Here is a 4,733-nt window from a genome sequence, read left to right on the forward strand (position 1 = left end):
ACCACGAGCGCATGGAAGCGTTCACCGACTGGCTGCACTGGTACAACTACCACCGACCCCACACCGGCATCGCAGGCCAAACCCCCGCCAGCCGCAGCACCAACCTGTCCGGACAACACACCTAGGGCCTGGAGGATGTTGCGAGGATCAGTCCCCGGCCGGGGTGTGATGAGCATGAGCCGATCCTTCCAGCAGCCGTACGGCCCTGGGGGCCGTTTGGCTTCCGTCTCACGACCTCCGCACCCGCGGTTCTCTTCCCGCTCCTCCTCGCCGACGTGGCCTGGTCGGATCGCCTCGCTCGCGGCTGCCGGATTGGGAATCGGTGCTGCTCGCGGCAATCAACCGGGACCTGGGCTATGACGGGTGTTCCTCCAGTGGGCCGTACGGGAACGCACTGCTGATGCAGCACCTGCAGAGCGTCGCAACCTCGCCTTTTCAGACGCTTATTGATCGCTTTGAGCCTGGTTGCCATAAAGGTGAGCAAGGCGTAGCGATGTCCCCTAGGGTTATCGAACGCACATCCGATACACGGATGTCGACCCGGGGGAAAACCATGCATCTGTCACGAACGCGCACCGCTGTCATCGCGGCCGGCGCCAGCCTCGGCAGCACCGTCGCCCTTCTGTCCTTCGGGGCGGCTCCCGCTCAGGCCGCGGGCGAGAACTGGACGGTCTACTCCACACACTTCTCGCCTAAGGGGCACGACATCCCGCTGCGCCTCGGCCGGCACGACAACTCCTCCGGCCACACGACGGGCTTCGGGAAGTACCACATCGATGACCGCGGGCACCGGATCAACCAGTCCTGGAGCGAGTTCAAGGACGACATCGACGAGACCCTGAACAGCTCGTCGATCAAGTGCACCGAGAAGAACGGCACTTACACCTGCAACTCCAACAAGATCAGCGGTGTGAACTCGCAGTGGGGGAACATGAAGGTGGTGTACACCCACAGCACGACGGGCACCCCGGACGGCCGAGCCCGTGGGATCATCACCGCCTACTACCTCAACGACTGCGGCTGCCTCGCCGCTCGGGAGAAGACTTCAGAGTGAACCTCCGGGACCAGTACGCCGACCACCTCCGCAAGTTCGGCGCCGCCGCGACGGACGGAATCGAAAGCGTCCTGGCCGAAGGGAACTACGGGCAGCTGCGCAAGTTCGGCTTCGAGGAGGACGAACAAGGCGTCTTCGCCACCGTCGACATCTCCCTGAGCGGGGAGGTCGTTCAGCGCTGGGGATCGGACGTCTACCGGCGCCGCCACCTGATCATTCAGCGGCAGGACGGCCCCATCGACCCGGCGGACTTCGGCGCCGCCCTCGTACACACGAGCGTGATGGAAGACCTGGATACCGCCGGCCGACGCCCACCGGCGTAGCCGGACTGCCACGCAGGGCGAGGGGCTCCACGACCGGATCGTGGAGCCCCTCCTCCGTGTCAGCCCCCGAACTCAGTACTCCCGGGGGCCGGGGGTGCAGCCTCCTCCTGCTCCTGCCCGCCGCCCGGCGGGTCGAAGATCGCCACCACCTTCGGGTGCTCGTACACGGCCTTGCGTAACGCCCCGGCGGTCAGTCCCGCCCTCCGTCGTCCCAAGACCGTCCGGCGCCTCGTGGTCATGGAAGCCGTACTGGGCGGGCTGCCCGGTGCCGAGGACTTCCTGGCCGCCGGACCACCGCGGTGGTTCGGTTTCCATGCGGCCGAACCCCGCCTCGCCGAAACCGTGCTGAGAGGCAACGAGGCCGCCTACATCGACTGGTTCCTGCGCGCCGGGACGCTCGGCGACGGGGTGCCCTCGGCAATCCGGGACGCGTTCATCCGCTCGTACGCGAAGCGCGGCGCGTTGAGCCGCGCGTTCGCCTACTACCGAGCTCTGCCTCACAGTGCGGTGCAGACGGCACAGGCCGTCAGCGCGGCCCGACTGACAGTGCCGACCCCGGCAGTGGGCGCCCAGCCCGTGGGCGCCGTCCTGGAACGCCAGCTCCGCCCTGTAACCGACGACCTGACCGGACACCTCATCGAGGACTGCGGCCACCTCATCCCCCTGCATCGTCCACACGCCCTCCTGGAGCTGCTGATTCCTTTCCTGGCCGGAAGGAAACGACATTCCAGCCCCTGAGACGCGTATCGAGAGGTGGTCAATCTTCGAGGACTGCCCTCATCGCAGCCCTGATGCGCCGATCCCTTTTATCTCTTCATGTGACTGTCCGCCTGTGATATCTCCTGCTCGCCGGCGCGGTCGAACTACGCGTTCGACCGCGTGAACGGGCTGATCATGCTCGACAACCCCTCGCGCAGGGTTCGATCGGCAGCCCGCTTACCGAAATCCTGCCTGCCCGCCCGATACGGGGTCCGTTCTGCAGCCCGGGTGCTCGGGCCGGTCCCCGGGGTGGACCTGCCGTGTCCATCGGAGCACGCGAGGTTCGGTCTGGTGGGCGGAGGCGCGCGGGTCTTAGGCAGGGCCATCAACGCGGCTTCCTCAAGGCATGGGGCGTAGGAGTGGACGCGGAGGATCGCGGCAGCTCTGGACCGGTCGACCCCGGCGCGGTGCCATTCCCAGCTGGGGGCCATCCGCCACCGGGCTGCGGACGGCGGTACCGCATCCCTGCCGGAGCCGGGCCCGGGGGTTCTTCGCCGTACGCGGTGAGGAGAGGATACGGCGCCAGGCTTAGCGGGCACTGCCGGTGGTGATCAGCTGCTCCGGCACACTCGGGATGAAGGATTCCAACACCAGGCCGGTGCGTACGAGCCGGAGCCCTGCGTGCTTGCGGTGCGCGGCGGCCACCACCCGATGCCGCGGCCCACGATCTGTCGTGTCCATCAATATGCCGTTGGCGCCGGCCTCAACGGCCAGTACCAGAAGGAGCCGCGGTGCGGGATCGGCACCCAGCCCGACGACCACGGGCTGGGCCGGTCCAGGAGAGGCTTCACCACAAAGATCGCGGACATCGGTCGCTTCGCTACCTCCGGGAGCTTCCCGCCGGGGGACTGCCCGTAGCGCCGATCCCATCCTTCTTATGGCTTACCGAATGCGGGCAGTTTCGAACTCACGCTCGCGGGCACCCAGGTTACGGCCCCGATGACGATCTGGCGCTGGACTCCGATAACCGCCTTGAAGGCGGCGACCCTGTATCCCGCTGCCCTGCCCGAGAGACTCCCGGGGCCTAGCGGCCCGCTCCCGGACCGCAACGGTCAACCGCCCGGACGAAAAAAGAAGTTGAGGCCACACGTGTCGATCACCACCGTGGGCGCGGTGTACGGGTGCCTCGGCATAGGAGCCTTCCTCGCCGCCGCGCTGCCACGACTGCTCTCCCGTCTGCCGGTTTCCGTACCGATGGTGTTCCTTGCCGCCGGCGTGCTCCTCTACCTCACACCGCTGCCGCTGCCCGAGATCGACCCGGTCGCCGACCGTTCCTGGACGCAGCACCTCACCGAGCTCTGCGTGATCACCTCGCTGATGGGGGCAGGCCTGGCCATCAACCGCCCCTTCGGGTGGCGGTCCTGGGCCGCCACCTGGCGGCTGCTCGGGGTGGCGATGCCGCTGACGATCGGGGCGACGGCGCTCGCCGCCAGGTGGCTGCTCGGCTGGCCGGCCTCCGCCGCGCTCCTGGTGGCCGCGGCCCTCGCGCCGACAGACCCCGTGCTCGCCTCCGAGGTGCGGGTGGGAGAGCCGTCCGACGACGAGCACGACGAGGACGAGGTCCGCTTCGCGCTGACCAGCGAGGCCGGGCTCAACGACGGGCTGGCCTTCCCTTTCGTCCTGGCGGCGGTCGCTCTCGCGGCGGCCGGGGAGAGCTGGACCGGCGGCTGGCTGACGCACTGGGCGTGGAGCGACGTGCTCGTGCGGATCGGGGTGGGTGTGGCGGCGGGCATCGCCATCGGGCTCCTCCTGGGCCGGGTGCTCTTCCGGGCCCGGGCGAAGTCGCTGCGGCTCGCCGAACACGGCGAGGGGTTCGTGGCGCTGGCCGCGATGTTTCTGTCGTACGGCGTCACCGAGGCCCTGCACGGGTACGGCTTCCTCGCGGTCTTCGTCACCGCCTGCGCCCTGCGCAGGTCCGAGCGTGATCACGGCTACAACAAGGTGATGCACGGTTTCGTCGAGCAGGTCGAACGTCTGCTGATGGCCCTGCTGCTCTTCGCCGTGGGCGCGTTCGTGGCCTCGGGCGGCCTGACCGCACTCACCTGGCGGGGCGCGGCGATCGGCGTACTCCTGCACGTCCTCATCCGCCCGGCCACCGGCTGGCTCGCCCAGCTGCGGGGCCCGGGGCTGCCGACCGAGCGGGCGGCGACCGCCTTCTTCGGGATCCGGGGCATCGGCTCGTTCTTCTATCTCGCCTACGCCGTGGGTGAGGGCGGTTTCGGGCGGTACGAGCGGGAGATGTGGGCGGTGGTGGTCTTCGCCGTCCTGATCTCCGTGGTCGTCCACGGGGTGGCGGCGACCCCGGTGACCGCGTACCTCGACCGTCGCGCGGCCAAGGCCCCGGCCGGGAAAGCGGCTGGGGAGTGAGGTGCCCCTCGGCGCAGGAGGTCGTGGAGCCGTTGGGCGTCGTGACCGGCGGCTGACGAGTCTGTCCGACCACCCGTGGCCAGGCTTCCATGGCCTACGTCGTGGGGGGGGGGGGGGGGGGGCCGGGGGGGGGGCGGGGGGGGGCCGGCCGCCCCCGCCCCCCCCCCCCCCCCCCCGCCGGCCGCCGCGGGGGAGCCCCCCCCGGGCGGCGGGCCCGGGGGGGCGTCTTT

Annotated in this window: 5 protein-coding genes and 1 pseudogene; 5 read left to right on the forward strand and 1 reads right to left on the reverse strand. The window is 69.5% G+C overall.

Translation table 11 applies throughout. The annotated features are described in order from the left end of the window. From ACIRR8_RS12390 to ACIRR8_RS12405, 4 genes and pseudogenes are all read left to right on the forward strand, one after another. Positions 1-125: integrase core domain-containing protein (locus tag ACIRR8_RS12390; protein WP_404064269.1), on the forward strand; the 125-nt coding region annotated here is incomplete at its 5' end. A 428-nt stretch (positions 126-553) separates the two neighbouring features. Beyond that, positions 554-1,054 carry a hypothetical protein gene (locus tag ACIRR8_RS12395; protein ID WP_404062624.1) on the forward strand — a complete coding sequence of 167 codons (501 nt, stop codon included), beginning with the start codon at positions 554-556 and terminating at the stop codon, positions 1,052-1,054. Further along, a complete protein-coding gene (locus ACIRR8_RS12400; protein ID WP_404062626.1) occupies positions 1,051-1,377 on the forward strand; it encodes a hypothetical protein in 327 nt (108 codons plus the stop codon). Before ACIRR8_RS12395 ends, ACIRR8_RS12400 begins: the two co-directional genes overlap by 4 nt. A gap of 183 nt (positions 1,378-1,560) precedes the next feature. Continuing rightward, a pseudogene (locus ACIRR8_RS12405) lies at positions 1,561-2,115 on the forward strand (alpha/beta fold hydrolase); the annotation flags it as partial. Between the two features lie 549 nt (positions 2,116-2,664). On the opposite strand, the gene ACIRR8_RS12410 reads toward ACIRR8_RS12405, so the two are convergent. After that, positions 2,665-2,898 (reverse strand): hypothetical protein, encoded by a 234-nt coding sequence (locus ACIRR8_RS12410; protein ID WP_404062628.1) that lies wholly within the window; start codon positions 2,896-2,898, stop codon positions 2,665-2,667. A 327-nt stretch (positions 2,899-3,225) separates the two neighbouring features. Between ACIRR8_RS12410 and ACIRR8_RS12415 the strand changes: the two genes are divergently transcribed. Then, positions 3,226-4,503, forward strand: a complete 1,278-nt coding sequence (locus ACIRR8_RS12415) for a cation:proton antiporter (RefSeq protein WP_404062631.1) — start codon at positions 3,226-3,228, stop codon at positions 4,501-4,503. Positions 4,504-4,733: the final 230 nt, after the last annotated feature.

It is taken from the genome of Streptomyces sp. NPDC101178, from assembly GCF_044767965.1.
Lineage (GTDB): Bacteria > Actinomycetota > Actinomycetes > Streptomycetales > Streptomycetaceae > Streptomyces.